Raw genomic sequence first — 24,065 nt, 5'->3', positions numbered from 1 at the left:
TTACAGGAAAATGCCCAAGAAGAAAACTGGCCGCCCAATTACTTGAAGCGGCCAGTCCATTTTCTATGACGTCCAGCTGCGAAGGCCAATCCACGTGCGCCGATCGAGCATGTAGCGCTCGACCGGTACATTGCCCGCGGCAAGAGAATCCATCATGCCGGTGTTGGCATACTGGAAGCCGCTCTTGTAGATGACCCGGCGCGACGCAATGTTCGAGACGCGGCAGGAAGCATGGAGCTTCTCGACCTGCGTTGCCCGGAACACCAGATCCACCAGTGCATGCGCAGCCTCGGTCGCATAGCCCTTGCCCCAGTGTGGTTCACCGAGCCAGTAACCGATTTCCAGTTCATCCCTGCGGCCGTGTGCATGCTCGTCCTTGTTGCGTCGGTAGTTGATACCGCAACAGCCAATGAAGGTTCCCGATTGCGCCAGCGTAATGGCATAGACGCACTTGCCGATCTCGCCCGCATTGGCGCGGCGCACGAAATCCACCGCATGTTCCTTCGTATAGGGGTGCGGCATGCGGGAGAGCATTTCGGCCACGTGAAGGTTATCGGCGAGACGGGCAATTGCATCCACATCCTCGTTACGTGGCGCTCGCAAAACAAGGCGTTCCGTAACGAGTACCGGACAGTCTATCAGATCCAGCCGTTCTTCATCGTCTTCCAGTATTTCAGCAACCATTGTCGTTCCTCCAGACACGAAAAGGGAGATGGGTGGTAATCCCATCTCCCTTTGATCTTTTGGCGGTTGCCATTCACCGGGTCCGATGGGACGCCGGTGCTTCAAGCAGGACCGGCTATTCTGCTGCTTCGGCGATCGGGTTGACGATCGACACGTAGCTACGGCCGTTGGCTTTGGTACGGAAGGAAACAACGCCTGCTTCAAGAGCAAACAGGGTATGGTCCTTGCCCAGGCCAACGTTGACGCCGGGATGCCATTTGGTGCCGCGTTGACGCACGAGGATATTGCCAGCGAGAACCTTCTCGCCACCAAACTTCTTCACGCCAAGGCGCTTCGATTCTGAATCACGACCGTTACGTGACGAACCACCAGCTTTTTTATGTGCCATCGGATTGCTCCTCTAAACCTGTTCTTATTCGCCCTTAGCGGGCTTCTCAGCCTTGGCGGCAGCCTTCTTCGGCGCAGCTTTGGCCTTCGGTGCGGCTTTCGTCTCGGTCGCCTCAGCGGCGGCAGCGGCTTCTGCCTTCGGTGCAGCTTCCTTCTTGGCCGGCTTTTCAGCGGCCTTCTTGGAAGGCTTGGCGCCATCGGTCAGGATTTCCGAGATACGGATCGTCGTCAATTCCTGACGATGACCACGCGTACGCTTGGAATTCTGGCGGCGACGCTTCTTGAAGGCGATGACCTTGCGTGCACGGCCCTGCTCTACGACTTCGGCTGTTACCAGCGCACCATTGACGACAGGCGCGCCGATCGTAGCGTCGGCTCCGACGCCAACCATCAGAACTTCGGCAAATTCAACGATGTCACCGGCATTGCCGGCAACTTTCTCGACCTTCAGCAGGTCATTGGCGGCAACGCGATACTGCTTACCACCGGTCTTGATGACTGCGAACATTTTTTCCCTTTCGGCGTTCGGTTCGGTTTCGTGCCAACGGATCGGCAATAACCGTCTTTTTGTCAGTCGTGACAGATTGATCGAAAGGCGCCTTGACCCACAGGATGAAGGCGCCCGAATTCAAAAATAAACGGCGCGGAGAATCCCCACGCCACTTGATGGGGGCTTATAAGATCAGCTTTATCACCGAGTCAAGAAATTTAACGCAAAATTGCTCTTGTCTCCAATCGCTTTGCCCGCTATCTAGCGCCTCGCACACACAAGCCAAGTCCTTTGGGGCATCGCGGCACCGGCTGGGTCTTGCCCCACCGATATATCAGGGATCGATCTTGACGACGATCCCTTGCGCGGAGAGGTGGCTGAGTGGTTGAAAGCACCGCACTCGAAATGCGGCATGGGGGCAACTCCATCGGGGGTTCAAATCCCTCCCTCTCCGCCAGTCAATTCTTATAACTGATTGATATTGTATTTCTTTGTTATTACGCATGTGGAGTGATCCTAGCATTGATCCTAGCAAAGCTGGCCTGCAACTTTTGTAACAAGAGAACACCCAAAAACACAGGCAAGGCACTTGAAGCGGTCGCCACAGGTTGGCAGATGTAGAGCTATTGGATGCTGTCCATAGCCATCATCAGCGTCTGGACCGCGCCGCTGGCCGAAAGCCGAAAGAGAATATACTGTTAGTGGATCGCATGTTCGATCTGCTGGTCTTTTCCGTGGTTTTCTTTTCGATCCTTCGATCAGGCCTTTAGAACATTCTGCATGGGCACGGCTGAACACGGTGTATGACAGATGGCTCGTATATTCCTCCTACACATCCCTAAGACCGGCGGAACAAGCATTGAAGATGCGATATCACCGTTGGTGGGTGCAAACGCGATGGCTCGTCACATCGAGGCATTGTCTGAAACCGAACGCGCGAAGCTGACAAACAAAAAATTTCTATCTGGCCACCTGCTCCTTTCCCAGTGGAAATCGCTGCCATTCGCCGCCGACTACAAGATAGCCGTTGCCCTGAGAGAGCCATACGCACGGCTCGCCTCCGCAATACGCATGCTGGACCGCATCAACAAACCAGGAAATGCCAGCGAGCGAGCGACACATCATTCAGATATGCAAGAATTGGCTGATAAGTTAGGGCACGTTAATTTCTCAAATGTCAGTGACATCAGTGCATTCGTTAAGGACGTCACCCGCACTTCCGCTTACGCCTTCGATAACGTTCAGGTCAGATTTCTTGCATGTAACGAAACAGAACAAAGTGCGGCACTTCCGGCCAACGCACTTGAGATTGCTACGAGCCGACTGCGCCAAATGGACGTTGTCTTCTTGACCGAGCGTTTGAGCGACGGGATTGCCTCGATTGTTCGCTTGCTCGGGCATTCTCCACCGACCAATCTCCCTGTTTCCAATACAGCCATCGGTATCTACGGAGAAAAAGGGCGAGTTATCGATCACACAGATCGCGCCATACGTGATGCGTTGACGCCTTGGGTCGAACAGGACCTTCGGCTCTACGCGATAGCCCGAGAGCTTAACGCGTCGGCAGAACGTGAGTTCTACGAGCCGGCACTCGACGTAACAATTCCGATTTTCGGGGGCATGTTCGTCGAGACAGTCGCTCTCACTCCCGGTGTGAAGGTCTCTCAACGCTTTCAATTACATTATCCTACCCTTTCATCCATCAACACAGAGGTCGTCGCGTTCAACAAACAACCAAGTCCATATCGCATTCATTGGCAAGCCGCCGGGGAAGGTGGCGATTCGTTGGGACGGGGGTCGGTATCCGCTGCTGGCCTATCAGATTGGCAAACCCTGGAGTTTCTTTTGCAGAGTCCTAAAGGAGGCTTAGAAATCGAGCTGTCCTTTTCCGTCGATCCGGCGGCGGATGTCGTGAACCCGGTAGGCCTGGCACTGTTCGAGAACGGAGGTCAACCGGGCACACCGGTAGCCGTTAATGGAGTTCTCAAGGACAACCGCCGATTAGGCTTGCGCATAAAGTACAGCCGTTCGTCAGTCGTAGGAACGTGATTACCTCTAATGTTTGATGATTGCGGTGGCGATTTCAGGCCGTCCGCGTGTAGCCGAAGCTCGTGCTCTTGATTTTCGATCCTTACGACTTCGTGGGAAGAAAGCGAGACAAGCAATTAACGACCAGCAACGATTGCTGTGAGGTCCCAGGGGGGAGATTGAAAATGGATGTGCCGGGTACAAACCTTAGAACTGCAGAAGACGAGCTAAAAGCTGTACTGAACAGCACCTCTTGGAAGATTACCGCGCCATTGCGCAAAGCTGTCGCGTTCCTGAGGGGCGAGACGCTACGGCAACCTCAAATAGAGTTTGCCCAACCAGAGCCTATTGTCGAAGTTGTAGAAGTCGTCTCGCTAGAGGCGTCCGCGTTCATAGACACCAACGCCGCTGTACTACAGTACCGCCGCGCCCACTTCGAAGTTCATGGCAAGGTCGCGCCAGGATTAGCACTGCCGACAACTCATGCTTGGCCCGAGCCAGACACACCCGGCCTATCCTACAAAGACAAACTGACCAAGCACTTGAAGCTTACCGGCAAGGGTGTCGAGATCGGGCCCCTGAACTTCCCGCTTCTCTCCAAGGAGGAATGCAACGTCTATTTCGTTGATCACCTCGACACCGCAGGCTTGCAGACCAAATACAAGGAGTTGACTGACATTGTCCCGGTTGACCTTCCCATGGTCGATGACAACCTGAAAACAACCTTAAAGCCCATAGCGCCGATTGATTATCTCGTCGGCTCCCAGGTCATGGAACACGTTCCGAATCCCATCAGGTGGCTCAATGAGATTGCTGCGTGTATGGATGTTGGCGGGTTGGTGTCGCTGTCCCTTCCCGACCGTCGCCTGACCTTCGATTTCTTCCGTGAGGAAACCAAGCCCGCCGAAATCGTCTCCGCATATCTGAAGGACGAGACAATCCCGAACGTCTTGTCGGTCTATGATAACCAGTCACTAGCCACGGCGGTGAGCATGCCGTGGCGGTTTTCTCACTCCATCAATCCGGATGACATTGTTGCGGGCCGTGGCGCCGTCTCACCCGCGAAGGTCGCAGAGGACCATCTGAAGGTGACCCGTATTGCACTGGAAGGAACATACCTTGATGCACACTGCTGGGTATTCACCCCACCGTCATTTTTGTTGATCATGGCGCAACTGGCAGAAGATAATTTCCTGCCCTATCGCCTTCATCAATTCTATCCGACCAATCCGAAATCCTATGACCGGGGAAGCTCCAGCTTTACGCTGATCCTTGAACGAGTATCCGAAGCTGTTACGCCAGCAGAAAAGCGCAGGAGCTTCCTGATGCCATTGGGAGATTAGAAGGCCTCGACCAATGGCCCGCGGTTGGAGCAGTGATTTATGCCACCCAAGCCTTCTTTTTGCGGATGGTTGCCGCGAGTCGCGACATGGTGTTATGGGTTCACAAACTGGAGGGGTGGATTTCCATGGACAACACTGAGCAAGCCGACATGGCGCAGGTGCCAAACGGTGTTGAACCAAGTCGATCCTTGATCAATCGAATCCGGACCTCGTATCGCCTTGCACTGCGAAGAGCCCCCAATCCGGAAGACTCTGCCCTTTGGTCAATGATCGGTGCCAAGCAGGCGGACATTCATAACGCTCTGATGTCAGAAGACCTCGATGCGCTTCGGTCACTCTTGTCTGCCCCCCGTCATACCAATCTCTATTATGGCGTTGATAACCTCGCCAAAGACGTGATTGCCATGGACCCCAGCGACACGTGGAAGGGCGCTGGCAAGGCATATCTTTCCAAGATCGAGGATCTGCTGGTCTCGCTTGGTGGTCGGGCGGTATTCAATCCGGAAGGCGGCGCGCGATATCCCGACAAAACCGGGCCCGCTCCTGAAGCCCTGGACAAATATCTGCGCGCCGTTGAACAGCAGATGGGCGTAGAACTGAAATTCCCCAACCCTTTTGAGGGTGAACTCGGCTTGCAAACTTCGCGTGGCACTGCGTCAGAACGCGCAATCCAGGCAATTTATCAGGCATGTCTTGCCCGCAGATATGCGTCTTCCAGTTGTATTGAAATCGGAGGTGGCACAGGCCGCACGGCCTATTACGGCTACTGTATGGGGCTAGAATACACAATCATCGATCTGCCCATGACAATCGTTGGGCAGGCGTTGTTCCTTGCGGGCTCGCTTGGTGAGGATGCTATCTGGATGGTCGGTGACAGTGAGCCGCGTGGCCATCGCATTGCCTTGCTGCCGCCGTCCGAACTCAACACCATCGGACCCGTGGATGTAGTGATCAATGTCGATTCCCTGACGGAAATGGGCGAAAAAACAGCGACTGAATATATTCGGTGGATCAGCGAAAACGCAGCCGCGTTCCTGTCAATCAATCATGAAGCCAATCTTTTTACTGTAAAAAACGTTTGCCAAGCGCTGTGCCCTGCGAGCATTCGTTCACGCAGTCCATACTGGCTAAGGCCCGGATATGTGGAAGAGGTTTTTTCTTTCAGCAAGGAAAACCAACAGGCGCTTGTGGCTGTTTATCGAAGCACCTCTTGGCGTATAACCAGCCCATTGCGAAAGCTGGCGTCATTGTTTCGCTAGAAGCTCCGGCCTGTCTCCCAAACAACGCCACCGCTCTTGATAAAAGTAATCCAACCAAACGTGCCAAGAGCGATGTTCGCGCTGCCCTTCAACTGGAGGGCCGCTCCGTGGGTCCACGCTGTCTTAACATCATTGATCTGGATAATTACTTCTTGATCTTCCAGCATATCGTCTAAGGCAGCAATTGTCGTTGCTGCCAACTTGCGTTCCATGATCAACGCCTTTCACCCCATGGCGCCAATAATCCAGGGCAGAATACCACATAACAATGCGGAAAGCGGGCCAAGTCTTGGCGCAGCCATATGTTTGGAAGCGCAATTTCCGGAAATTCGCCATCAGCCTCTTGAAGAGAAATTCATGACCAGGATTTCGCCATCGAACCAAATTTGGCGATCAGGGCCGCGAGCGTCAGGACGAACAGGATATAGGCAAGCGCTGCCTGCCACGCTCCCATAGGGAATCCAACCAAAAGCAGTGTATCATTTCCCCCGGGGATGAGCAGTGCACCCATCCCCATGAGCACGCCACCGAATGTTTTCCAGACGATGGTGCCCAATGCCGGCCATTTCAGCACGAATTGACGGTTCCTCAGTCTTGCCGAGACAAGGCTTCCGCCAAACATGCAGCCTACAATCACAGGTCCGACGACAGGTATAGAAACGATCGAGCCGATTGACGCCGTGATGGAGAAGCCGGGCGCTAGCACTGTCAGGACCGTAAAGGCCAGACCGATCGCCGCCATTGCAAGTGTCAGCCGCGGGAAGTTGGACTCGGATTTGAATGAAACACCGAGCCTCAGCGCGAGTATTGCCAATAATGCGATGATGAGAACGATAGGCTCAAACGGTAAGGAAGCGCTTACCGGAGGTGGTTGATGTGGAAGCAGACCGAAAAGAGATTCAATGTACAACACGGCAAAGATACCGAAAAACGTGAAAGCGAACTCGGCATCACCGTTTCCGAAATGCCCCAGGGATCCGAACACACAAGCACCGTTCACATAAAGGCCTACCCCGAACAGAATGGCGGCAGGAATCACATAGCCCGGCGGGGACCACCCCCGTTGAATCATGGGTGACGTTTCAAGGATTGCATAGGCGAGGGTCGCCCAGACGGCACACTCGATGATCGCAATAAAACGCGCCGGTCTTTTCTCGGCAACAAGCTCTCTTGTAGCGATGACTGTGCATATCGACCCGTAATTGAGGGCAAATCCGAGAACAAATCCAAGAACACCAAGCAATGCAAGGCCGACCCACAAGCCCGCAGCCGCATGGCCGAACCCTGTTATGTCAACGAGAAATTCGCCCACGGCGCCCCGCTCCAGCTTCAGCAAAGTTCAGAAGTTCATGTTTGATCACAGTCACTGGAAGTCCCGGCGCCATCGGGAAGAATGGTCCGCGAGCGTCGGGGGCAGTGCGGTAAAGCCGCATCAGGATCATAGGTCAATTCCTGACTCTAGACCAGCTTCGCTTGTTTGCGCCGCATCGCCGCGTGGGCGCTCGTAACAATGATCGACGGGATTCGACGAAGTCGTCCTGCTGGGCATTTCCATGAGCAATATCCGGCGGGTAAAATGATCATGGCTGATGTATGATCGCCGCCTCGTGACAGCGGAGGAGCGCAAGCATGCCTTTCAATACGCAACGGCTTCAATTTGCCGGTCATTCCGGTGCGACTCTGGCCGCCCGTCTTGATCTCCCGAACGGGCATCTACGCGCCTACGCCCTGTTTGCCCATTGCTTCACCTGTTCCAAGGACTTGGCCGCTGTGCGTCGTATTGCTGCGGAGCTCGCACGCGAAGGTATCGCCGTGCTGCGCTTCGATTTTACCGGTCTGGGGTCGAGCGAAGGTGAGTTTGCTTCGACAAACTTCTCATCGAATGTTGCCGACCTGCTTTCGGCTGCAGACTACTTGCGGCGGAACTACCAGGCACCGTCATTGCTGATCGGCCATTCGCTTGGTGGTGCAGCGGTCCTGGCCGTAGCGAGGGACATACCTGAAGTGCGCGCTGTCGCCACAATCGGTGCGCCGGCCGATGTCGGCCATGTGTTGAAGAATTTTGGATCGAGCCTGGAAGAGATCGAGACGCACGGTGCAGCCGAAGTCAATCTGGCCGGGCGTACGTTCCTCGTCCGCAAACAATTTGTCGAGGACGCGCACGCTCAGCGTATCCTTGATGCCGTTGCATCCATGAAGAAGCCGCTCCTCATCCTTCATTCGCCGCTGGACCAGACGGTCGGGATCGAGAACGCCACACAAATCTTCTCGGCAGCCAAGCATCCCAAGAGCTTTGTCTCGCTGGACAAGGCCGATCATTTGCTTAACGACCCTGATGACGCGGCCTTTGCGGGACGCATGATTTCAGGGTGGCTGACGCGCTATCCTGCCGCCGACGCCCCGCAAGGTGCCGAACCGGTCGAACATGTTCGCGTTATGGAAACAGGCGACGGCAAGTTCCAGAACCTGGTTCAGGCGGGCCACCACCGGCTTTTTGCGGATGAACCGGAAAGCGCAGGCGGACTGGATACAGGTCCTTCTCCCTACGACTTCCTTTCAATGGCGCTTGGTGCCTGTACCTCGATGACGTTGCGCCAGTATTCCGACTTCAAGAACCTTTCCCTCGGGCGTGTCAGCGTTGACGTTTCACATGCGAGAATCCACGCCAAGGATTGCTTAGAATGCAGCGAGTCCGAACGAGACGGCGGCGCTAAGATCGACCGCTTCGAGAGAGTGATTTCGATCGACGGCGAAGTCTCCGATGAGCTTCGCGGCAAGATTGCGGAGATCGCTGGCAAATGTCCGGTTCATCGCACTCTCGAAGCCGTGGCAAAAGTGGCGACCATCGTAAAGTAGATCCGGAATGACGGCCGCGCCGCGGCAGCAGTTTTGAAAAACCTCTCGCTCAACGGGAGCGGACGCGGTAAATGATTTCAAGGAGCCGGTCGCACGATCTCGCGACGTGCTGTTGCGGACAGGTTGCAATTCCCAACAGAAGCCCCTGTTGCGCAGAGCCCGGTGACGAATACCAGACCGATAATGGCGCCGGAGCCAAGCCGAACGGCAAAGTTTCGCGGACGACCGATATGTCCGAAATACCATCGGTGAACCGATGCAGGATGGCCAACCCGGCCGTACTTACCTCAATCCCGTTTGCGCTCTTTTCAAGCTGCTGCAGCAACGCGTCCCGTTGCGCCGCATAGGCACGCTTGGTGCGCCTCAAATGCCGCAAATAGTGTCCTTCGGCGATGAATTCCGCAGTGGCCAGTTGTACAGCCGGCCCGGGCGGAGGTGCCAGACAAGCCGCTACTTCCGCGAAGCGCGACACCAGAGCCTGTGGCACAAGCACAAAACCAAGGCGCAGAGTTGGGCTTATGGTCTTGCTGAACGATCCGATATGGATGACTCTTCCGGCGCGATCAACCGAGGCGAGTGCTGGTGCGGCACGCCCGGTCAATTGCAATTCGCTGAGATAGTCATCCTCTATCACCCAGGCCTCTTCCAGTGACGCCCACTCCAGGAGACGCAATCGCCGCGATAGCGACAGCGTAGTCCCCAATGGTGCCTGCTGTCCCGGTGTCACAACTGCGAGTCCCGCATCCGGGGCGTTTCTCAGGCCGTAGTCGACATCGATGCCTTCCGAGTCGACGGGAACAGGAACAGGAGATAATTGTGCGAGTTCCAGCCCGCGTCGCGTGAACGGGAAGCCCGGCTCTTCAAACCACGCCTTGCGTCCCTCGAGTCCAAGTACGCGAAGCACCAACCCGAGACCACCGCCAAACCCGCCCGTGACCAGGACCTGGGAGGGTGAGCATTCAATTCCGCGGGCGATGGCGAGGTAGGCAGCTATTTCCCGACGCAACTCGAGTTCTCCCCGTGGATCCGGATACAAAGCCGGCGCGCTGGCCTCGACCCGAATGGCATGAGCCCGAATCCTCGCCAGAAGTTTGGCCGGAAAGGTCTCCTTCGCCGGCACGCCCATCTGGAAGATAGCCGGACCCGTCGTCATCTCCTGATACATCTCCATGAAGGAGCCGGCTTCCGGCGCAGGATCCCGGCGCGAAGACAATCTCGGCCTTTCAGTGACACGGGTCCCGGTCGCACGCGAAGCAACAATCAGTTGTGCTGCCGAAAGCTTGTCGTAGGCGGCGCGCACGGTGCCCCGTGCGACACCAAGCTGGACTGCCAAATCCACCCAGGAGGGAAGACGCGCACCTGAGGTCAAGACACCGCTCTCGATCGCCGCCGTTATACCCATGCAGATCTGGTCGGCCAGCGGGGTCTTCTTGGTTCGGTCGAGTTGCAGCTCAAGCGGCTTGGTCATATCGTCCGTGGTACACGATTTTTGAGCATTCTTGGTGCTTTTTGTAGAACCAGTCGAGGAGTACTTATAGCGGCAGAGGAAAACCTCTTCAAACCCAATGGAGAAATGCCACTATGAATATACGATCTTTCATTCTTTCCACGACCGCTGCGATCGCTGTCGCTACTGCGGTCCCTGCCGCAGCCCACAAAATCGACGAAACCGTTACACCAAATTTCGAGCAGGCCATCCCCAATATTCCAGGCAAGTCGGTTAAGGCTGTTGTCGTTGATTATCCGCCAGACGGCGGTTCGCTACCACACATCCACGCGGAGTCGGCCTTTATCTACGCCTACGTCCTTGAGGGAGAAATCGAGTCAAAGGTGAATGACGAGCCGACCAAGGTCTATCAGGCCGGCGAAAACTTCTATGAAACGCCCGGTTCCAGACACCTCGTAAGCCGCAACGCCAGCAAGACCAAGCCTGCCAAACTGCTTGCAGTGTTTATCGTCGACACCAATGACAAGGAATTGACGACCTACCAGGGCAGCAAGGAGTGAAAGATGACCAGCCGTCTGGATTACAATCAGATCGCTCCTGCTGGCGCGAAAGCGCTGGGCGGCGTCTATGGTTACGTCATGCAAAGCGGGCTTCCTTCCGTCTTGCTGGAGCTGGTCTATCTGCGAATTTCGCAGATCAACAATTGTGCCTACTGCCTTGACATGCACACCCGCGATCTTCTGAAAAAGGGTCAGAAAATTGAGAAAATCGCTTTGCTCCAGGCCTGGGCAGAAGCGGGCAACCTCTTCGACGAACGTGAGCGGGCCGCCCTCGCCTGGGCTGAATCGGTGACCCGCGTTGCAGAGACAGGTGTGCCGAACGATGCCTATGAAGCGGCGCGTGCAGTGTTTGACGAAAAAGAACTCGTCGACCTGACAATCGCCATCAGCCTTATGAACAGCTACAACCGAATGGCGATCAGCTTCCGGAACACACCCCACGCGGCGATCGAAGGCTGACGTTCAAGTACCCGCGTGACGCCTCTGCGAACATGTCGGTTTTGAAGCACAAAGCCGACATGTCGTCTCGATCAAAAGGTGCGTCCCTAGCTCAGGTGCGGTGCTACGGACGCCACTTTGACAGTGGGCTGTGTCTGGGCGATGCGGAAAAGGAGCACTGTGTTCCACTGGCGCGTCTCGCCTTCCGGATTTGTTGGGATTTGTGAGGGCGGCCGCTCCTTAACCGGCAATCCCCGACTTGAGCGGATATCCGAGGTGGTCCTGGCTACATCGGGCAACCACCGCTCCTTAATAGGGCCGCAAGCGCGGTTCCACTGCAGCAAACATCCACTATAGTGTTGGAAGGAGAAACCTAAATGTCTGGAAATTCATCAGACTTCTCGGGCAAAGTGTGGCGCGTCCATGAGTTTGGACCGCCCGATGTAATGCAACTGGAGTTTCTGAACACACCCGATCCAGGTGCAAGCGAGGTTATCGTCAAGGTCCATGCCGCAGGTGTTGGCCCCTGGGATGGATGGATCCGGTCGGGGAACAGTGCACTGCCCCAGCCACTGCCGCTTATACTCGGCTCAGACATATCGGGCGAAGTCGTAGCCGTTGGCGCGGCCGTGACGCGGTTCAGGGCCGGAGATCAGGTTTACGGCGTGACGAACAAGCGCTTTTGTGGCGGGTATGCACAATACGCACTCGCCAATGCTTCGATGCTCGACCACAAACCAGACACAATAGACGACATAGCTGCGGCCTCACTCCCCGTAATAGCGGTTACGGCATGGCAGGCGCTCTTCGATCAGGCCAAACTGGAAAGAGGTCAGACAGTGCTCATTCACGGCGCGGCGGGGAATGTGGGCGCCTACGCCGTACAGTTCGCTCGGGAAGCTGGCATCCAGACCTTTTGCACCGCCTCTTCAGCCGACGTTGAAAGAGTTTTCGCGCTCGGTGCCGACAGGGTTATCGATTTTACGAAGACTCGATTTGAGGATGAACTTCACGGTGTAGATGCGGTCATAGATCTGGTGGGCGGAGAAACGCAAACCCGGTCGTTCGAGGTTCTGAAAATGGGCGGGAAACTGATTTCAGCGGTTTCAGTTCCGGATCAGGATCTTGCGGCCAAGCACAAGGTTTCGGCCAAATTTTTTCTCGTTGACGTGTCCACAGAGAGCCTTTCGCGTATTTCATCGCTGGTCGCTCGGAGTTCACTCGAACTGAATATCGGTGCAACATTGCCATTTGATCAAGCTCGAGACGCACACCTGATGCTAGAAGGTCAGCTGCCGCGCCCAAAAGGAAAAATTGTGCTTGTAATGCCCGATCGCTAGGCGGCTTCCAGAGGGTGGACGAACGAAGAACGATCATGGACGGCTCGATCACATTGAGCCGTCCATGAAATGGCACCTTTCAGCGAAGCGACCTGAAGGCAGCGCGCACCTCGGCGCTGAACAGTTCTGGCTCCTCCCAGGCTGCGAAATGCCCGCCCTTGTCGACCTTGTTGTAGTAGATCAGTTTTGGATAGGCGCGTTCAGCCCAATGTCTGGGTGGCCGGTAGACTTCGCCAGGAAAAATGGACACCGCGACCGGGACAGCGATGATCCCGGGCTTTTCGGCGTTTGCGGCATTCTCCCAATAGATACGCGAGCTCGATGGACCCGTGTTTGTCAGCCAGTAGAACGTGATGTTGTCGAGGATTTCGTCGCGAGTGAAGGAACGCTCCGGCTCCCCGCGGGTAAATACCCAGTCAGCGAGCTTGTCATAAAACCAGGCGGCCAGCCCGACTGGCGAGTCGGCAAGGCTATATCCGATCGTCTGCGGGCGCGTCCCCATCAGGGCGGCATAGCCGAAGCCCTTGTTCAGGAACTCCCTTGCCTCATTGAAAATCGCCTTTTCCTCTGCGTTGAGGCTTTCGGGAGCTGGATCTCCGTTCATCAGGGCCTTTCCGACTTCGGGCGGGATCGTCGTTGAACGCTCGATCCGGTTGACATGGATGCCGAGGAGTCCTTCCGGGGCCTGTCGCCCCATGCTGTCGGAGATGATTGCTCCCCAATCCCCGCCTTGGGAAACGTAGGTCCTGTATCCAATGCGCTTCATCAGAGTGTCCCACGCGCGCGCAATACGGGCGGGGTTCCAGCCGGTATCCTTGGGCGTCTCTGAAAATCCGAAGCCTGGAATGGATGGAAGAACCAGATGGAAGGCATCCTGCGCGTTGCCACCATAGGCAGTGGGATCTGTGAGCGGCCCTATGACTTTCAACAGCTCGAATATCGATCCGGGCCATCCATGGGTCATGATCAGCGGCATCGCATCCGCGTGAGGCGATTGAACATGTATGAAATGAATGTCCACACCGTCTATCTCGGTCAGGAACTGGGGCAGTGAATTGAGCTTCTCCTCCGCCCTGCGCCAGTCATAGTCGGTTTGCCAATAGTGCAGGAGGTCCTGGAGTTTGGATAGTTGGACACCCTGAGATCGATCATCTACGGTTTCCGCTGCGGGCCACCGCGTCGCACCGAGGCGCCGATTGAGGTCGGCCAGTGACTCGCCGGATACGTTGACCCGAAATGGCCGGATATCGTTTGGAGCCAGAGCTTGGGCACCCGCCTCGATAGCCGCATACGGAGAGATGGAAGCCGCAAGGGTTACGGCTCCACCTCCTACAAGCAACGCGCGGCGGGTCAAAGCGGTTGGTCTTCTCGCTTGCTGATCGATCATCTCTAAACCCCCAAATGTTGTTTGAACTGCCCAGTGTCAACGTCCGGTTACTTGACCGGTTCGACAAGCGTCTTTCCGGATTCGACGATGTAGGTCGCAAGCTCCGAAGCTTTGTCGCTGCCGACATTCTTGGCCAGATGAGCTACCCCGGAAGGAATGAACAATGCTTGGCCTGCCTTGAGGGTGACCGGCTTTTGGCCTTCGAGCGTATACTCAAGTGTACCTTCGAGGACATATGCGATCTCTTCGCCGGGATGTGAATGATTGATCGAGACCGAGCCTGGCTCGAAGTCGACACGAACCTGGACAGCCTCTCGACCGGGAACGCTGATGGCTTCCTGCAAAAGATCGGTACGCGAGATGCCATTCTGCTGTGCCATCGCGCCATGCATCGAGAGGCCCGTGCCTACGACCAAAATCGCAGCAAACATTACGGAGGTAAGTTTCATGGATTTATCCTTTTTCTTCATTCGACAAAAAATCTGGACCGAGGCCCCAGGGCTCTACCAGCAGGTGCCTGTCCAAAATGGCCTCTGCTATCGGGACCGGCATATTTGACCAATGTGCTGTATTGGGAATGTGTCTGGCGTTCTGGCTTTTTGTAACGCAATGTAATTGTCTAAAAATATGGCTCCCGGTCCCTGCGGGCCGGGAGCTAGATATCACCTGCTCGAACTCGGTCGAGCGGTCACCATTCTACGCTTGGGCGCAAGTCTTAACCAGCGTGAAAGACCAGAAGCTTGTTGCCGTCCAGATCTCGGAAGTAAGCGCAATACGGACCATCCTCGTTTGGTCCCCGCGGTCCCGGCTTTCCCTCGTCGGTGCCGCCGAGCTGTATCGCGCGTGCATGGACTTCGTCGACATGGGCCCGGGAATGCGCGTTCAGCGCAACCATGTTGCCGTTACCTACGCGGGCTCGGTCGCCATTGTAGGGATTTGTGACGCCGAACTCGAGCATCGTCTTCCCGAAATAGATTGCCCGGCCCGGCTGCTCAAGAATGCGGCCCACGTCAAACAGGGTGAACAACTGGTCGTAAAATTTTGCGGCGGTATCCAGGTCGTTGGTTCCGACGACGGCGTGACCCATCAATTGATGTGTGGCTTTAGCGGCAGTCATATCTTGTCCTTCATGATTGTTTCAATTTGCCGTGGCTCGTCGCCCTTCGGCTCACGCAGGACAAAGCTCGTTCTTCGTATATGGATTGTTTCAGGTAGCCAGCCAATTTGTAGAGAAGTGACCAATTACATCGGTTACGATACAATCTGATACGATATGAATGCCGAACAAGTTGCGGTAATCCGCCCCCGGTCAATCGCGGAAGCCAGCATGAGGCCTGCGAATTTGCGCGGACAGAAGTCTTGTCGGGAACCCGCCGCCAATACACGATGGCGTTACCGCTTTGCCGCCCAACTCGCCAAGTTTGGGGTCTTCGATTAGTATGCGATAGCGGCTTCGTACCGGATTTTTGCCGACAACAACGGTTCCGTTCGCCCTTCCAACGGGTAACACGAACCGGATCGAGGAGAATACACCAACTTCAAAAGCAGATGTTCGGGGGAACCATGGCACCGAGGAAAATCGCGCCATCGAAGCTTGGCAAGACTGACGAACTACATGCCTATCGGGAAATGCTGTTGATCCGCCGTTTCGAGGAAAAGGCCGGTCAGCTCTATGGCATGGGCCTCATCCGCGGCTTCTGCCACCTCTATATCGGCCAGGAAGCCATTGTCGTCGGCATGCAGATGGCGACGAAAGAAGGCGACCAGGTGATAACCGGATATCGGGATCATGGCCACATGCTGGCCTGTGGCATGGACCCAAAGGGTGTCATGGCCGAGCTGACAGGTCGCCGCGGCGGCCTCTCCGCAGGTAAGGGTGGCTCCATGCATATGTTTTCAAAGGAGAAGTACTTCTACGGCGGTCATGGAATTGTCGGCGCGCAGGTGTCGCTCGGCACTGGCATTGCCTTTGCAAACCGCTATCGTGAACGCCCCAATGTCTGCTTGACCTATTTCGGCGAAGGCGCCGCCAACCAGGGTCAGGTTTCCGAGAGCTTCAACATGGCGGCTCTGTGGAAGTTGCCGGTGGTCTACGTTATCGAGAACAACCGTTACGCTATGGGTACTGAGGTCAGCCGCGCCTCGGCCCAGACGGATTTTACGCAGCGCGGTGTATCCTTCAACATTCCCGGGGAGCAGGTGGACGGCATGGACGTCGGTGCGGTTCACGCAGCTGGGCTGCGCGCCATCGAGCATGCCCGGACTGGCAAGGGCCCATACATCCTGGAAATGCACACCTATCGCTACCGCGGACACTCCATGTCCGATCCGGCAAAGTATCGCACGAAGGAGGAAGTGACCCTCATGCGCGAGGCGCACGATCCTATCGATCAGGCGCGCAACCGTCTGCTCAAGAACTTGAACATGCCGGAGGACGAGCTGAAGGCCATTGACACCGCAGTGCGGCAAATCGTGAACGAGGCGGCAGAGTTTGCCACCCACGATCCGGAACCGGATCCGTCGGAACTCTACACGGACATACTGCTATCCAATTCCTAGGCGCCGAAGGGAGTAACCGGCATCCCAGCCGTCTGAGCCGGATCCCCTCTTGAGGCGACTGGTTCCATACGCTTGGCCACCGCCAGCAACTGACCAGCCAAATGCTTGGCCTGGCGGGCAGGCTCATAGCTACGTGATATCTGTGCAACCGCCATGGCGCCCTCGTGCAGGAGATTGATCTCCTCCGCAATCCGCTTCGGATCGGCAAAGCGCGCCGCGTGAGCAAGTTCCTCAAAATAGGCTACCGTAAGCCGTTTATGCATTTCGGCAGCACGGAACACTGGGTTGGCGGGGTCCTTGTGTTCGCCAGCGGCGCTGACAAAAATGCAGCCGCGAAACTTCTTGTCCTTCAATGACTCTTCAAGGAAATCAAATGTTGCAAGAAGGCGTTCGAATGAGTCGCTAGTGCGCTGATCGACAAACGAGCGCATCTCAACCCGATCTTCCTCATCGCGTCGCGCGAGGGCCGCGAGGATCAGGTCCTCCTTCGTTTCGAAGTGCCGGTACAGAGTCGTCTTCGCCACTCCACTTTCAGCAATGATCAGATCGATACCCGTCGCGTGATAGCCGCGTTCGTTGAAAAGCTGCAGGGCAGTGTCAAGCAGGTGGTCCCGTATTTCAGAACGGCGCATTACAATCCCGGATAAAAGGTTCAGATCTGTATCTTTATATACGACTGCCTCTGAGTAATACAAGGTAGATCGGCATAGACCTATCACGACCTCGCGACACCTGGAGTCAATATGGTTCTCAATTACCGATACATATCTGTTTTTTAGGCGAGGCTTTTCATCGTTATACCGTCCTATTTTCGACCATTCTGCCCTTGTGCTGCGCCTTCACCTTCCTGACATCCGCCAAACTCTTCTGTATCGATTTGACGGATTCACAGCGCGTCCAAACTCGACCTCGTCCTGAGTGACACTGCACAACCGTCCGAATGGGCGATGTTGAATCTTGAATAAAAATTTCTGATGGCCTTGCCAAACGATACAGCTCGGTATACAAACGCCAATCGATACCGATCTGTATCGAATGCACCGCGTCGTCCCGGGCAGTTCGCCCGCCGCGGACAACTCAGGAGAAGACAAATGCCTCATGTTTCTACCCGTACGGCCGCGGCTCACCCAATTACCCAGGGTGGCGCCACTATCTTTGATATGGCCGACCGCCACGGCCGGACCATTGCTACAGCGGGCATGTATGCCTCGCTCGCTTTGATCTATGTCTGGTTTGGTGGCATGAAATTCACCGCCTACGAGGCGGAAGGTCTGACTGGCCTGGTTGGCAACAGTCCGCTGTTGAGCTGGGTCTATTCCCTTTTCAGCGTGCGAGCATTCTCTGGCCTTCTTGGTGTCCTTGAGCTCAGCATCGGCGCCCTCATCGCGGCACGGCTGGTCAGTCCGGTATACTCGATAGTCGGCGGCGCCCTTTCGGCAGGGCTGTTCGTGACAACGCTCAGCTTCATGGCGACGACACCAGGCGTTTTCCTGCCGGATCTCGGCTTCCCGGCAATCTCGGTTGCTCCCGGGCAGTTCCTGCTCAAGGACATCGGCCTGTTCGCTCTCTCAGTCTGGATCGCCGTCGACTCGTTCGCCGCGCTCCGCTCGACCCGAGCCTGATCGAGGCCGAGGGCGGCGCGAAGCGGCGCCCTCGGCCTAACTCACTTGCCCCAAACCGGCCGTGTCACACGGTCCAATCTTAAGGAACGACCATGTTTGTAGCCTTTATTCTGTCCACTCTACGCAGCCACGTGCGGCACCGTCAAAACATCCGCGAACTCATGCGCCTTACCGATCGCGAGCTGGACGATGTCGGCATATCGCGTCACGAGATAGATACAATCGCATCGCACGGGAAAGCGGGCCAGTGAACCCGCTTTCCAACATATCGCCTTCGATGAAGCGTAAAATCTGGAACGGTGGGATCGAGTGCAATTGTGCTTCAGTCCATCCGATAGTCCGCGAGGTCAATCCAGACATAGGTCCGGTCGCGATCGGGACGGCCATTGGGGTCGCGCGGATGGGCTCGCCGCTTCGTCGGAAACCTGATCCCATTAGCCTCTACGACGTCATAAACATATTGGGCGGCTAGAAAACTTCCGGAGATATCAACCTGGTAGTCATGGCGGCGGAGCAGAAAATCCGGACCGAAGTAGAAATCTTGAACCGGACAATGGCTTTCGATCTGCCTGGGAAACGTTGTCCGCAATACGCGCCATGTCTCCCCGTGTTCATCCCAGGGCGCAATTTCATCGGTTCTGAAACCGGGTAGTGCCATCAGAAAGGGCGTATTCAGATAGGTCCACATGGCATAGCCGTTGAAATAGGCGCGATGGAGCGGATCCCATGGGCTATTCAGGGCATGGCCGGCGAAGGCCGCCCGCGGTTGATCCCTCTCGGCGACAAGGGTCTTGTCGACCGCCTCGATCTCGACTCGTTCCGGTTCAAACGTCATTCCCCAGTCTGGATTGCCGTAGGGCTTGATATGCGCCCACTCGCGATGAATCGCCGCCGTTACACGGCGAGGCGTAGCATCGGCATCGATGCCCTTCATCCCCCACAATTCGCCGCCCGAGATGATCGTGACGCTCGCTTCCTCAAAAGAATTCCAATGATCAAGGCCACCATGTGCGGCAAGAACTTCGTTCAAAAGGTCCATTCTCGTTCCTTCAAAGGCGTTGGAGTATGAGAACCTATCGTAGCGAGATCTGGCCCCAGGGCTCGATCCGAGCCAGAACAACTCATGCTTCAGCTCACCCAGTATGATATCTGCTGGTACCGCTGACGTGTCCTACGAGCACGCCCGACACCCTAGTCGGCGGTTTCATCTCTGTAACACCCTTCCGGGCTAAGAGCATCTCCATCATAAAAATGTTGACATGTATGTTGTATATACACTACACTAACACCATGACGAATATTGGCTATCCGATAAGCGAGATCGTGGGCGAAGTTACACGCGAATGTGTGATGACACGAACCAGGCGTATCGCCCGCGTCATTACCAATCTATACGACAGTTACCTGCGCCCGCATGGAATCAATGCCCCGCAATTCTCACTTCTGGTGATGGTGGCGAAGATGGGCAGCGCAAGCAGGGCCGAGATCGGCAGGGCCAACAGACAGGAGCGTTCGACCCTCACGCGCAACCTCGCCCTCTTGCTGGAGCAAGGTTGGGTAGAAGAGGTTGTTTCCGCAGGCGGACGCAGTCGACCAATCATCATCTCGGAAACAGGCAAGGCATTGCTTGAACAGGCCGTACCATCCTGGCGCACGGCCCAGGAGAAGGCCAGGCAACTGCTTGGCCAAGAGAGCATTGGCACTCTCCTGAGAATGGAGAACAATCTGGCTCAGACCGAAAGCAGCGCTTGACGTGACGGCTTGCCATAACCTTTTCATATGATGTTGTATATACATCAATAACCGCGTTGAACACCGACCGATCTGAAATCGCAAACAACGAAAGGAACCGGAGAATGAATACCACCGCGAAATCCGAGAAGCCGATCCTCGTCACCGGGGCGGCGGGTGATCTCGGTGCAATAGGACGAAACGTTACCGCGATGCTGATCGAACGCGGAAACAATGTCCGTGCTCTGGTACGCCGGGAAGATGACCGGGCCGAAGCCCTGCGCAGCCTCGGCGCCGAGGTCGTTCTGGGCGATCTGACGGATCTGACCTCCATGCATCGCGCAATGGAGGGCGTAGAACGCGTCTATTTCGGAATGTCGATCACACCAAACTATCTGGAGGCCACCGTCAACACAGCGGCTGTTGCGCGGCATCACGGCGTCAAGGCCTTCGTCAATATGTCTCAGATGACGGTAACGCAGATGAGCGTGACCGAGACGACGGACAGCCCGCAACACAAGATGCACTGGCTTTCGGAACAGGCGTTGGGGTGGTCGGGCCTGCCTGTCGTCACTATACGTCCGACCGTGTTCCTGGAAGGATTTTTCCTGCGCTTGGCCGCCGCTGGCGTGAAAGACAAGAACCAGCTCATCCTGCCGCTTGGACAAAGCCGGACCTCTCCGATTTCCGCGCTCGATGTCGCCCGCGTGGTCTCGGTTGTCCTGGATGACCCGGCCCCGCACATTGGCAATATCTACAATCTCACGGGGCCGGAATCGACCGATATGGAAACATATGCTTCCTATTTCTCCGATGCCCTGCGACGGACAATCACCTATGTCGACGTGCCCATGTTGCCGTGGATCGACAAGTTGAAGCAGCTTGGAGTTCCCCAGCACCTCGTCAGTCACCTGGCGATCATGGCGGATCTGCACAAGCAAGGTCGGTATGACAGGATGACCGACGAGGTATTCGAGATTACGGGCGTCAAGCCGACTTCGATGGTCGACTTCGTGAAGCGAAACGCGAACACCTTCTCTCCAGACTGAATTCCAGGTTCAAGCAAGACTGGCAAGGCCCGAACACGCGGGCCTCGTCCCGTTCGGATTGGCGTCTCCCGACTCAAAGAACCGGATCAGACCGCGACCGACTGTGGAAGGACAAAGGGAATATGGCTGGCAGGCAGCGCTCCTACTTTCAGCGCGCATTCATAAACGCGCAGTATGCGCTCATCAGTCAGGACCTCATTTGGTGTCCCGACACAGTCGGCGTGGCCTCCATGCATGACGACGACACGGTCGGCATACATCGATGTCAGATTGAGGTCGTGGAGGATGGCAATGACGCCGCCTCCCCGCTCCGCAAAACTGCGAGCGATCTCCATGATGATCAGCTGATGCTTGATGTCGAGACTGGAAACCGGCTCATCGAGGAAGAGAAAGCGTGGCTGCCCATCGAGCACAGGTTGCCACACCTGGCACAGCACGCGGGCAAGCTGCACCCGCTGTTGTTCGCCCCCGGACAGTTCCTGGTAGAAGCGCCCGCCAAACCCCGCAAGGTCCACCATTTGCAGTGCTTCATCCGGCAGGCTGTCCATCCCGCGCCGCGCCGCCCCGGATCGACCGCTGGTCAGCCCGAGCTTGACGATTTCGCGAACCGTGAATGGAAATGAAAGCGAGGTCGTTTGCGGGAGGATTGCGCGCATCGCTGCCATTTCCCACAGCTTCAACCTGGTCAATTCCCGGCCGTTGATCGAAATGTGCCCGGTGAACGGCAGATCGCCAGAAAGGGCACGCATCAGCGTCGTCTTGCCGGAACCATTCGGGCCAACAATGATCGTGAACTGCCCCGCTTCGGCGATGAAGCTCGCACGATCAATAATCGTCCTCTTGCCAAGGTGGACGCAAACATCAGTGACTTCGATCATTGTCATAGATCCAGAATTCCACGGCGCCGCAATAATATCCAAAGGAAGAATGGTGCGCCGACTGCAGCAGTTACGATGCCGATCGGCAGTTCCGACGGTGCTACGATGGTACGGCTGACCGCATCGGCCAACAACAACAGGCTCGCTCCGAGCAGAGCAGCCGCAGGAAGCATATATCGGTGATCTGGACCGATCACGAGGCGCAAGAGATGCGGAACGACCACGCCGACAAAGCCGATACCACCACTCACGGCAACCGAAGCACCGGTTGCGGCCGCAACCACAACGATGGCGATGCGCTTGAAGCGCTGCACTGGAATGCCGAGATGGCTCGCCGCTGCTTCCCCAAGCGCAAGACCATTGAGGCCGCGCGCGAGAAAGGGCGAGACCAGCAGCGCCAGAATGATGAATGGACCGGCAGCAGCAACCTTCACCCAGTTCGCGCCGGCAAGGGAGCCCAGTCCCCAAAAGGTGAGGTCGCGCAATTGCCTGTCATCCGCAACATAGACAAGCACACCCATATAGGCCCCCGCCATGGCGCCGAGCGCGATACCGGCAAGCAACATTGTGGCAATCGAGGTCTGTCCGCGCCGGGTTGCGACACGGTAAAGGATAAGCGTAAAGGCGAGCGCACCAAAGAAGGCCGCGAGCGGCAATGCGTAGTAGCCGAACAGGGTGATAAGTGGTGCGAGGAACGTACCGCCGAGGACGATCATGCTGACCGCACCGAGGCCCGCACCGGCGGAGACGCCGACAATGCCAGGATCGGCAAGAGGGTTACGGAACAGGCCCTGCATGACCGCTCCGGAGACTGCAAGCGATGCGCCGATCAACGCGCCCAGAATGACACGTGGCAGCCGGATATCGTAGATGATGATGCGGTCGCGCATGGGCAAGGCGTCGCTGCTGCCGTCCGGGGTAGAAAACAAGCCACCGATGACGGACATGATGGATGCATCGGACGCACCTGCGGCTAGGCTGAACAGCATCGTTGCCAGTAGCACAATGCTCAAAGCGGCTATTGCAGCCTTGGCCAGAGATGAGCGATCACCATCTGCACGCGTTTTGCCGCCGCCGTTGCTGGGGGATACGGCGGCGGGTTTCATGACAACGGCTTCGCTCATTGGCTCACTTCATTGCCATAGAAGGCTTTGGCCAGATCATGCGCCGCCTGAGCAGTGCGCGGACCGAAGCCAAGCAGATATTGTCCGCCCATGCGTACAATATTCTTGGCTTGCCCGGCCGGCGTCGCTGCAATTGCCTTGTTGGCAAGGAGTTCGGTATTGGCAGCTGAATGATCACCGCCACGATCCATGACGAGAATGACATCCGGCTTTGCCGTGATGATCGACTCGTCCGTTAGCGGCTTGTAGCCCCGAAACTCGGTGATGGCATTTTCAGCACCAGCGAGTTCGATGATGCCGTTCGCAGCCGTCCTGGTTCCGGACGCCATTATCTTGCCGCCCTGGGCACTGAGGATGAAAAGAACCCGCTTGCGCGCCTTGATGTTGCTTGTTTCATTTTGCGCGGCGGCGAGATCCGACTCGACCTTCTTTGCAAGTGTTTCCGCCTTCCTGTCTGCTCCGAGCGCCCTGCCGACAATACGGATTTTTTCGGCAACGCTGGCAGCGGTGTAATTTTCCGGCACGAAGACAAAGGGTACGCTTGCCTTCTTCAGTACTTCGATTGTTTCCTTCGGCCCGCTGCCCTCCACGGCGATGATAGCCGTCGGATTGATGGACAATACACCTTCGGGTGAAAGCGCACGCATATAGCCGACATCGGGCAATTTGTTCGCGGATTCGGGATAGGTGCTGGTGGAGTCGCGACCAACAAGCCGCCCCTCCTCACCAAGGGCATAGACGATCTCGGTGATGGAATCGCCGATCGAAACCACGCGGCTGGCATCGGGCACACGTCCGGTTATCCCTTCTGCAAATCCGGCATGCGGTATGGCCAACATACCTATGGTGCCGGCGATTGCTGATAATCTGATTGTCATTCGGA

The 24,065-nt window shown here is 56.3% G+C and carries 26 protein-coding genes and 1 tRNA gene; 13 read left to right on the top strand and 14 right to left on the bottom strand.

The window, feature by feature from the left end; all coding sequences use genetic code 11:
* Positions 1-63: 63 nt before the first annotated feature.
* The 3 genes from K9U38_RS06845 to rplU all read right to left on the bottom strand — a co-directional run bounded on the left by K9U38_RS06845 (position 64) and on the right by rplU (position 1,579).
* Positions 64-684, bottom strand: a complete 621-nt coding sequence (locus K9U38_RS06845) for a GNAT family N-acetyltransferase (protein ID WP_224493599.1) — start codon at positions 682-684, stop codon at positions 64-66.
* Positions 685-799: 115 nt separating this feature from the next.
* Positions 800-1,072, bottom strand: a complete 273-nt coding sequence (gene rpmA, locus K9U38_RS06840; protein WP_106713219.1) for a 50S ribosomal protein L27 — start codon at positions 1,070-1,072, stop codon at positions 800-802.
* Between the two features lie 24 nt (positions 1,073-1,096).
* Positions 1,097-1,579 (bottom strand): 50S ribosomal protein L21, encoded by a 483-nt coding sequence (gene rplU, locus K9U38_RS06835; protein ID WP_224493598.1) that lies wholly within the window; start codon positions 1,577-1,579, stop codon positions 1,097-1,099.
* Between the two features lie 349 nt (positions 1,580-1,928).
* Here rplU and K9U38_RS06830 point away from each other — a divergent pair.
* The 4 genes from K9U38_RS06830 (at position 1,929) to K9U38_RS22115 (ending at position 6,191) form a co-directional block, all read left to right on the top strand.
* A tRNA-Ser gene (locus K9U38_RS06830) sits at positions 1,929-2,018 on the top strand.
* A 353-nt stretch (positions 2,019-2,371) separates the two neighbouring features.
* Positions 2,372-3,610: a sulfotransferase family 2 domain-containing protein gene (locus K9U38_RS06825; RefSeq protein WP_224493597.1), complete on the top strand. Its 1,239-nt coding sequence runs from the start codon at positions 2,372-2,374 to the stop codon at positions 3,608-3,610.
* A gap of 164 nt (positions 3,611-3,774) precedes the next feature.
* Complete coding sequence (locus K9U38_RS06820; RefSeq protein WP_224493596.1) at positions 3,775-4,932, top strand: methyltransferase domain-containing protein; 1,158 nt, start codon at positions 3,775-3,777, stop codon at positions 4,930-4,932.
* A gap of 32 nt (positions 4,933-4,964) precedes the next feature.
* Positions 4,965-6,191: a putative sugar O-methyltransferase gene (locus tag K9U38_RS22115; protein WP_224493595.1), complete on the top strand. Its 1,227-nt coding sequence runs from the start codon at positions 4,965-4,967 to the stop codon at positions 6,189-6,191.
* Here K9U38_RS22115 and K9U38_RS06810 read toward each other — a convergent pair.
* Both K9U38_RS06810 and K9U38_RS06805 read right to left on the bottom strand, forming a co-directional pair.
* A complete protein-coding gene (locus K9U38_RS06810) occupies positions 6,188-6,403 on the bottom strand; it encodes a hypothetical protein (RefSeq protein WP_224493594.1) in 216 nt (71 codons plus the stop codon). The two genes, K9U38_RS22115 and K9U38_RS06810, sit on opposite strands and share 4 nt — an antisense overlap.
* 143 nt (positions 6,404-6,546) lie before the next feature.
* Complete coding sequence (locus K9U38_RS06805; protein WP_224493593.1) at positions 6,547-7,503, bottom strand: YeeE/YedE thiosulfate transporter family protein; 957 nt, start codon at positions 7,501-7,503, stop codon at positions 6,547-6,549.
* A gap of 317 nt (positions 7,504-7,820) precedes the next feature.
* Between K9U38_RS06805 and K9U38_RS06800 the strand changes: the two genes are divergently transcribed.
* Positions 7,821-9,047, top strand: coding sequence for a bifunctional alpha/beta hydrolase/OsmC family protein (locus tag K9U38_RS06800; protein ID WP_224493592.1), 1,227 nt, complete (start codon positions 7,821-7,823; stop codon positions 9,045-9,047).
* 49 nt (positions 9,048-9,096) lie between these two features.
* Here K9U38_RS06800 and pdxR read toward each other — a convergent pair whose 3' ends face one another.
* Entirely contained in the window at positions 9,097-10,515 is a 1,419-nt protein-coding gene (gene pdxR, locus K9U38_RS06795; RefSeq protein ID WP_224493591.1) for a MocR-like pyridoxine biosynthesis transcription factor PdxR, read from the bottom strand.
* Between the two features lie 113 nt (positions 10,516-10,628).
* On the opposite strand from pdxR, the gene K9U38_RS06790 reads away from it, so the two are divergent.
* From K9U38_RS06790 to K9U38_RS06780, 3 genes are all read left to right on the top strand, one after another.
* Complete coding sequence (locus K9U38_RS06790) at positions 10,629-11,054, top strand: cupin domain-containing protein (RefSeq protein ID WP_224493590.1); 426 nt, start codon at positions 10,629-10,631, stop codon at positions 11,052-11,054.
* A 3-nt stretch (positions 11,055-11,057) separates the two neighbouring features.
* The gene (locus K9U38_RS06785) at positions 11,058-11,513 is read left to right on the top strand and encodes a carboxymuconolactone decarboxylase family protein (protein WP_224493589.1); all 456 of its coding nucleotides are present in this window, start codon (positions 11,058-11,060) and stop codon (positions 11,511-11,513) included.
* A 356-nt stretch (positions 11,514-11,869) separates the two neighbouring features.
* Positions 11,870-12,832: an NADP-dependent oxidoreductase gene (locus tag K9U38_RS06780; RefSeq protein WP_224493588.1), complete on the top strand. Its 963-nt coding sequence runs from the start codon at positions 11,870-11,872 to the stop codon at positions 12,830-12,832.
* 79 nt (positions 12,833-12,911) lie between these two features.
* Here the strand turns inward: K9U38_RS06780 and K9U38_RS06775 are convergent, their stop codons facing one another.
* The 3 genes from K9U38_RS06775 to K9U38_RS06765 form a co-directional block, all read right to left on the bottom strand.
* On the bottom strand, positions 12,912-14,219 hold the full coding sequence (locus K9U38_RS06775) for an epoxide hydrolase family protein (protein WP_224493587.1): 1,308 nt from the start codon (positions 14,217-14,219) through the stop codon (positions 12,912-12,914).
* A 47-nt stretch (positions 14,220-14,266) separates the two neighbouring features.
* Entirely contained in the window at positions 14,267-14,668 is a 402-nt protein-coding gene (locus K9U38_RS06770; RefSeq protein WP_224493586.1) for a cupin domain-containing protein, read from the bottom strand.
* Positions 14,669-14,934: 266 nt separating this feature from the next.
* Complete coding sequence (locus tag K9U38_RS06765) at positions 14,935-15,336, bottom strand: VOC family protein (RefSeq protein WP_224493585.1); 402 nt, start codon at positions 15,334-15,336, stop codon at positions 14,935-14,937.
* Between the two features lie 446 nt (positions 15,337-15,782).
* On the opposite strand from K9U38_RS06765, the gene pdhA reads away from it, so the two are divergent.
* Entirely contained in the window at positions 15,783-16,778 is a 996-nt protein-coding gene (gene pdhA, locus K9U38_RS06760; protein WP_224493584.1) for a pyruvate dehydrogenase (acetyl-transferring) E1 component subunit alpha, read from the top strand.
* Here the strand turns inward: pdhA and K9U38_RS06755 are convergent.
* Entirely contained in the window at positions 16,775-17,410 is a 636-nt protein-coding gene (locus K9U38_RS06755; RefSeq protein ID WP_224493583.1) for a TetR/AcrR family transcriptional regulator, read from the bottom strand. The two genes, pdhA and K9U38_RS06755, sit on opposite strands and share 4 nt — an antisense overlap.
* 459 nt (positions 17,411-17,869) lie before the next feature.
* On the opposite strand from K9U38_RS06755, the gene K9U38_RS06750 reads away from it, so the two are divergent.
* Positions 17,870-18,400, top strand: coding sequence for a YkgB family protein (locus K9U38_RS06750; protein WP_224493582.1), 531 nt, complete (start codon positions 17,870-17,872; stop codon positions 18,398-18,400).
* Positions 18,401-18,492: 92 nt separating this feature from the next.
* On the top strand, positions 18,493-18,651 hold the full coding sequence (locus tag K9U38_RS06745) for a DUF1127 domain-containing protein (RefSeq protein ID WP_224493581.1): 159 nt from the start codon (positions 18,493-18,495) through the stop codon (positions 18,649-18,651).
* A gap of 71 nt (positions 18,652-18,722) precedes the next feature.
* Here K9U38_RS06745 and K9U38_RS06740 read toward each other — a convergent pair whose 3' ends face one another.
* The gene (locus K9U38_RS06740) at positions 18,723-19,439 is read right to left on the bottom strand and encodes a hypothetical protein (protein WP_224493580.1); all 717 of its coding nucleotides are present in this window, start codon (positions 19,437-19,439) and stop codon (positions 18,723-18,725) included.
* A 251-nt stretch (positions 19,440-19,690) separates the two neighbouring features.
* Between K9U38_RS06740 and K9U38_RS06735 the strand changes: the two genes are divergently transcribed.
* Positions 19,691-20,152: a MarR family winged helix-turn-helix transcriptional regulator gene (locus K9U38_RS06735; RefSeq protein ID WP_224493579.1), complete on the top strand. Its 462-nt coding sequence runs from the start codon at positions 19,691-19,693 to the stop codon at positions 20,150-20,152.
* Positions 20,153-20,256: 104 nt separating this feature from the next.
* Entirely contained in the window at positions 20,257-21,180 is a 924-nt protein-coding gene (locus tag K9U38_RS06730) for an NmrA family NAD(P)-binding protein (RefSeq protein ID WP_224493578.1), read from the top strand.
* An 86-nt stretch (positions 21,181-21,266) separates the two neighbouring features.
* Here the strand turns inward: K9U38_RS06730 and K9U38_RS06725 are convergent, their stop codons facing one another.
* Genes K9U38_RS06725 through K9U38_RS06715 form a run of 3 tightly spaced genes read right to left on the bottom strand, consistent with a single transcriptional unit; the run spans position 21,267 to position 24,060 of the window.
* Positions 21,267-22,058: a heme ABC transporter ATP-binding protein gene (locus K9U38_RS06725; RefSeq protein WP_224493577.1), complete on the bottom strand. Its 792-nt coding sequence runs from the start codon at positions 22,056-22,058 to the stop codon at positions 21,267-21,269.
* A gap of 2 nt (positions 22,059-22,060) precedes the next feature.
* Positions 22,061-23,164 (bottom strand): FecCD family ABC transporter permease, encoded by a 1,104-nt coding sequence (locus tag K9U38_RS06720; protein WP_224493817.1) that lies wholly within the window; start codon positions 23,162-23,164, stop codon positions 22,061-22,063.
* Positions 23,165-23,178: 14 nt separating this feature from the next.
* Positions 23,179-24,060 (bottom strand): heme/hemin ABC transporter substrate-binding protein, encoded by an 882-nt coding sequence (locus K9U38_RS06715; protein WP_224493576.1) that lies wholly within the window; start codon positions 24,058-24,060, stop codon positions 23,179-23,181.
* Between the last annotated feature and the right edge of the window lie 5 nt (positions 24,061-24,065).

It is taken from the genome of Phyllobacterium lublinensis (assembly GCF_020164435.1).
Lineage (GTDB): Bacteria > Pseudomonadota > Alphaproteobacteria > Rhizobiales > Rhizobiaceae > Phyllobacterium > Phyllobacterium lublinensis.
This window is presented reverse-complemented; position numbering and strand designations above follow the sequence as displayed.

Coding starts and splice junctions, on each gene's coding strand:
- K9U38_RS06735 (WP_224493579.1), top strand. CDS start 19,691: ATGACGAATATTGGCTATCCGATAAGCGAGATCGTGGGCGAAGTTACA.
- K9U38_RS06775 (WP_224493587.1), bottom strand. CDS start 14,219: ATGATCGATCAGCAAGCGAGAAGACCAACCGCTTTGACCCGCCGCGCG.
- rpmA (WP_106713219.1), bottom strand. CDS start 1,072: ATGGCACATAAAAAAGCTGGTGGTTCGTCACGTAACGGTCGTGATTCA.
- K9U38_RS06800 (WP_224493592.1), top strand. CDS start 7,821: ATGCCTTTCAATACGCAACGGCTTCAATTTGCCGGTCATTCCGGTGCG.
- K9U38_RS06715 (WP_224493576.1), bottom strand. CDS start 24,060: ATGACAATCAGATTATCAGCAATCGCCGGCACCATAGGTATGTTGGCC.
- K9U38_RS06740 (WP_224493580.1), bottom strand. CDS start 19,439: ATGGACCTTTTGAACGAAGTTCTTGCCGCACATGGTGGCCTTGATCAT.
- K9U38_RS06725 (WP_224493577.1), bottom strand. CDS start 22,058: ATGATCGAAGTCACTGATGTTTGCGTCCACCTTGGCAAGAGGACGATT.
- K9U38_RS06765 (WP_224493585.1), bottom strand. CDS start 15,336: ATGACTGCCGCTAAAGCCACACATCAATTGATGGGTCACGCCGTCGTC.
- K9U38_RS06745 (WP_224493581.1), top strand. CDS start 18,493: ATGTTTGTAGCCTTTATTCTGTCCACTCTACGCAGCCACGTGCGGCAC.
- K9U38_RS06750 (WP_224493582.1), top strand. CDS start 17,870: ATGCCTCATGTTTCTACCCGTACGGCCGCGGCTCACCCAATTACCCAG.
- K9U38_RS06810 (WP_224493594.1), bottom strand. CDS start 6,403: ATGGAACGCAAGTTGGCAGCAACGACAATTGCTGCCTTAGACGATATG.
- K9U38_RS06825 (WP_224493597.1), top strand. CDS start 2,372: ATGGCTCGTATATTCCTCCTACACATCCCTAAGACCGGCGGAACAAGC.
- K9U38_RS06790 (WP_224493590.1), top strand. CDS start 10,629: ATGAATATACGATCTTTCATTCTTTCCACGACCGCTGCGATCGCTGTC.
- K9U38_RS06820 (WP_224493596.1), top strand. CDS start 3,775: ATGGATGTGCCGGGTACAAACCTTAGAACTGCAGAAGACGAGCTAAAA.
- pdxR (WP_224493591.1), bottom strand. CDS start 10,515: ATGACCAAGCCGCTTGAGCTGCAACTCGACCGAACCAAGAAGACCCCG.
- K9U38_RS06770 (WP_224493586.1), bottom strand. CDS start 14,668: ATGAAACTTACCTCCGTAATGTTTGCTGCGATTTTGGTCGTAGGCACG.
- K9U38_RS06845 (WP_224493599.1), bottom strand. CDS start 684: ATGGTTGCTGAAATACTGGAAGACGATGAAGAACGGCTGGATCTGATA.
- K9U38_RS06720 (WP_224493817.1), bottom strand. CDS start 23,164: ATGAAACCCGCCGCCGTATCCCCCAGCAACGGCGGCGGCAAAACGCGT.
- K9U38_RS06780 (WP_224493588.1), top strand. CDS start 11,870: ATGTCTGGAAATTCATCAGACTTCTCGGGCAAAGTGTGGCGCGTCCAT.
- K9U38_RS06730 (WP_224493578.1), top strand. CDS start 20,257: ATGAATACCACCGCGAAATCCGAGAAGCCGATCCTCGTCACCGGGGCG.
- K9U38_RS06785 (WP_224493589.1), top strand. CDS start 11,058: ATGACCAGCCGTCTGGATTACAATCAGATCGCTCCTGCTGGCGCGAAA.
- pdhA (WP_224493584.1), top strand. CDS start 15,783: ATGGCACCGAGGAAAATCGCGCCATCGAAGCTTGGCAAGACTGACGAA.
- rplU (WP_224493598.1), bottom strand. CDS start 1,579: ATGTTCGCAGTCATCAAGACCGGTGGTAAGCAGTATCGCGTTGCCGCC.
- K9U38_RS06755 (WP_224493583.1), bottom strand. CDS start 17,410: ATGCGCCGTTCTGAAATACGGGACCACCTGCTTGACACTGCCCTGCAG.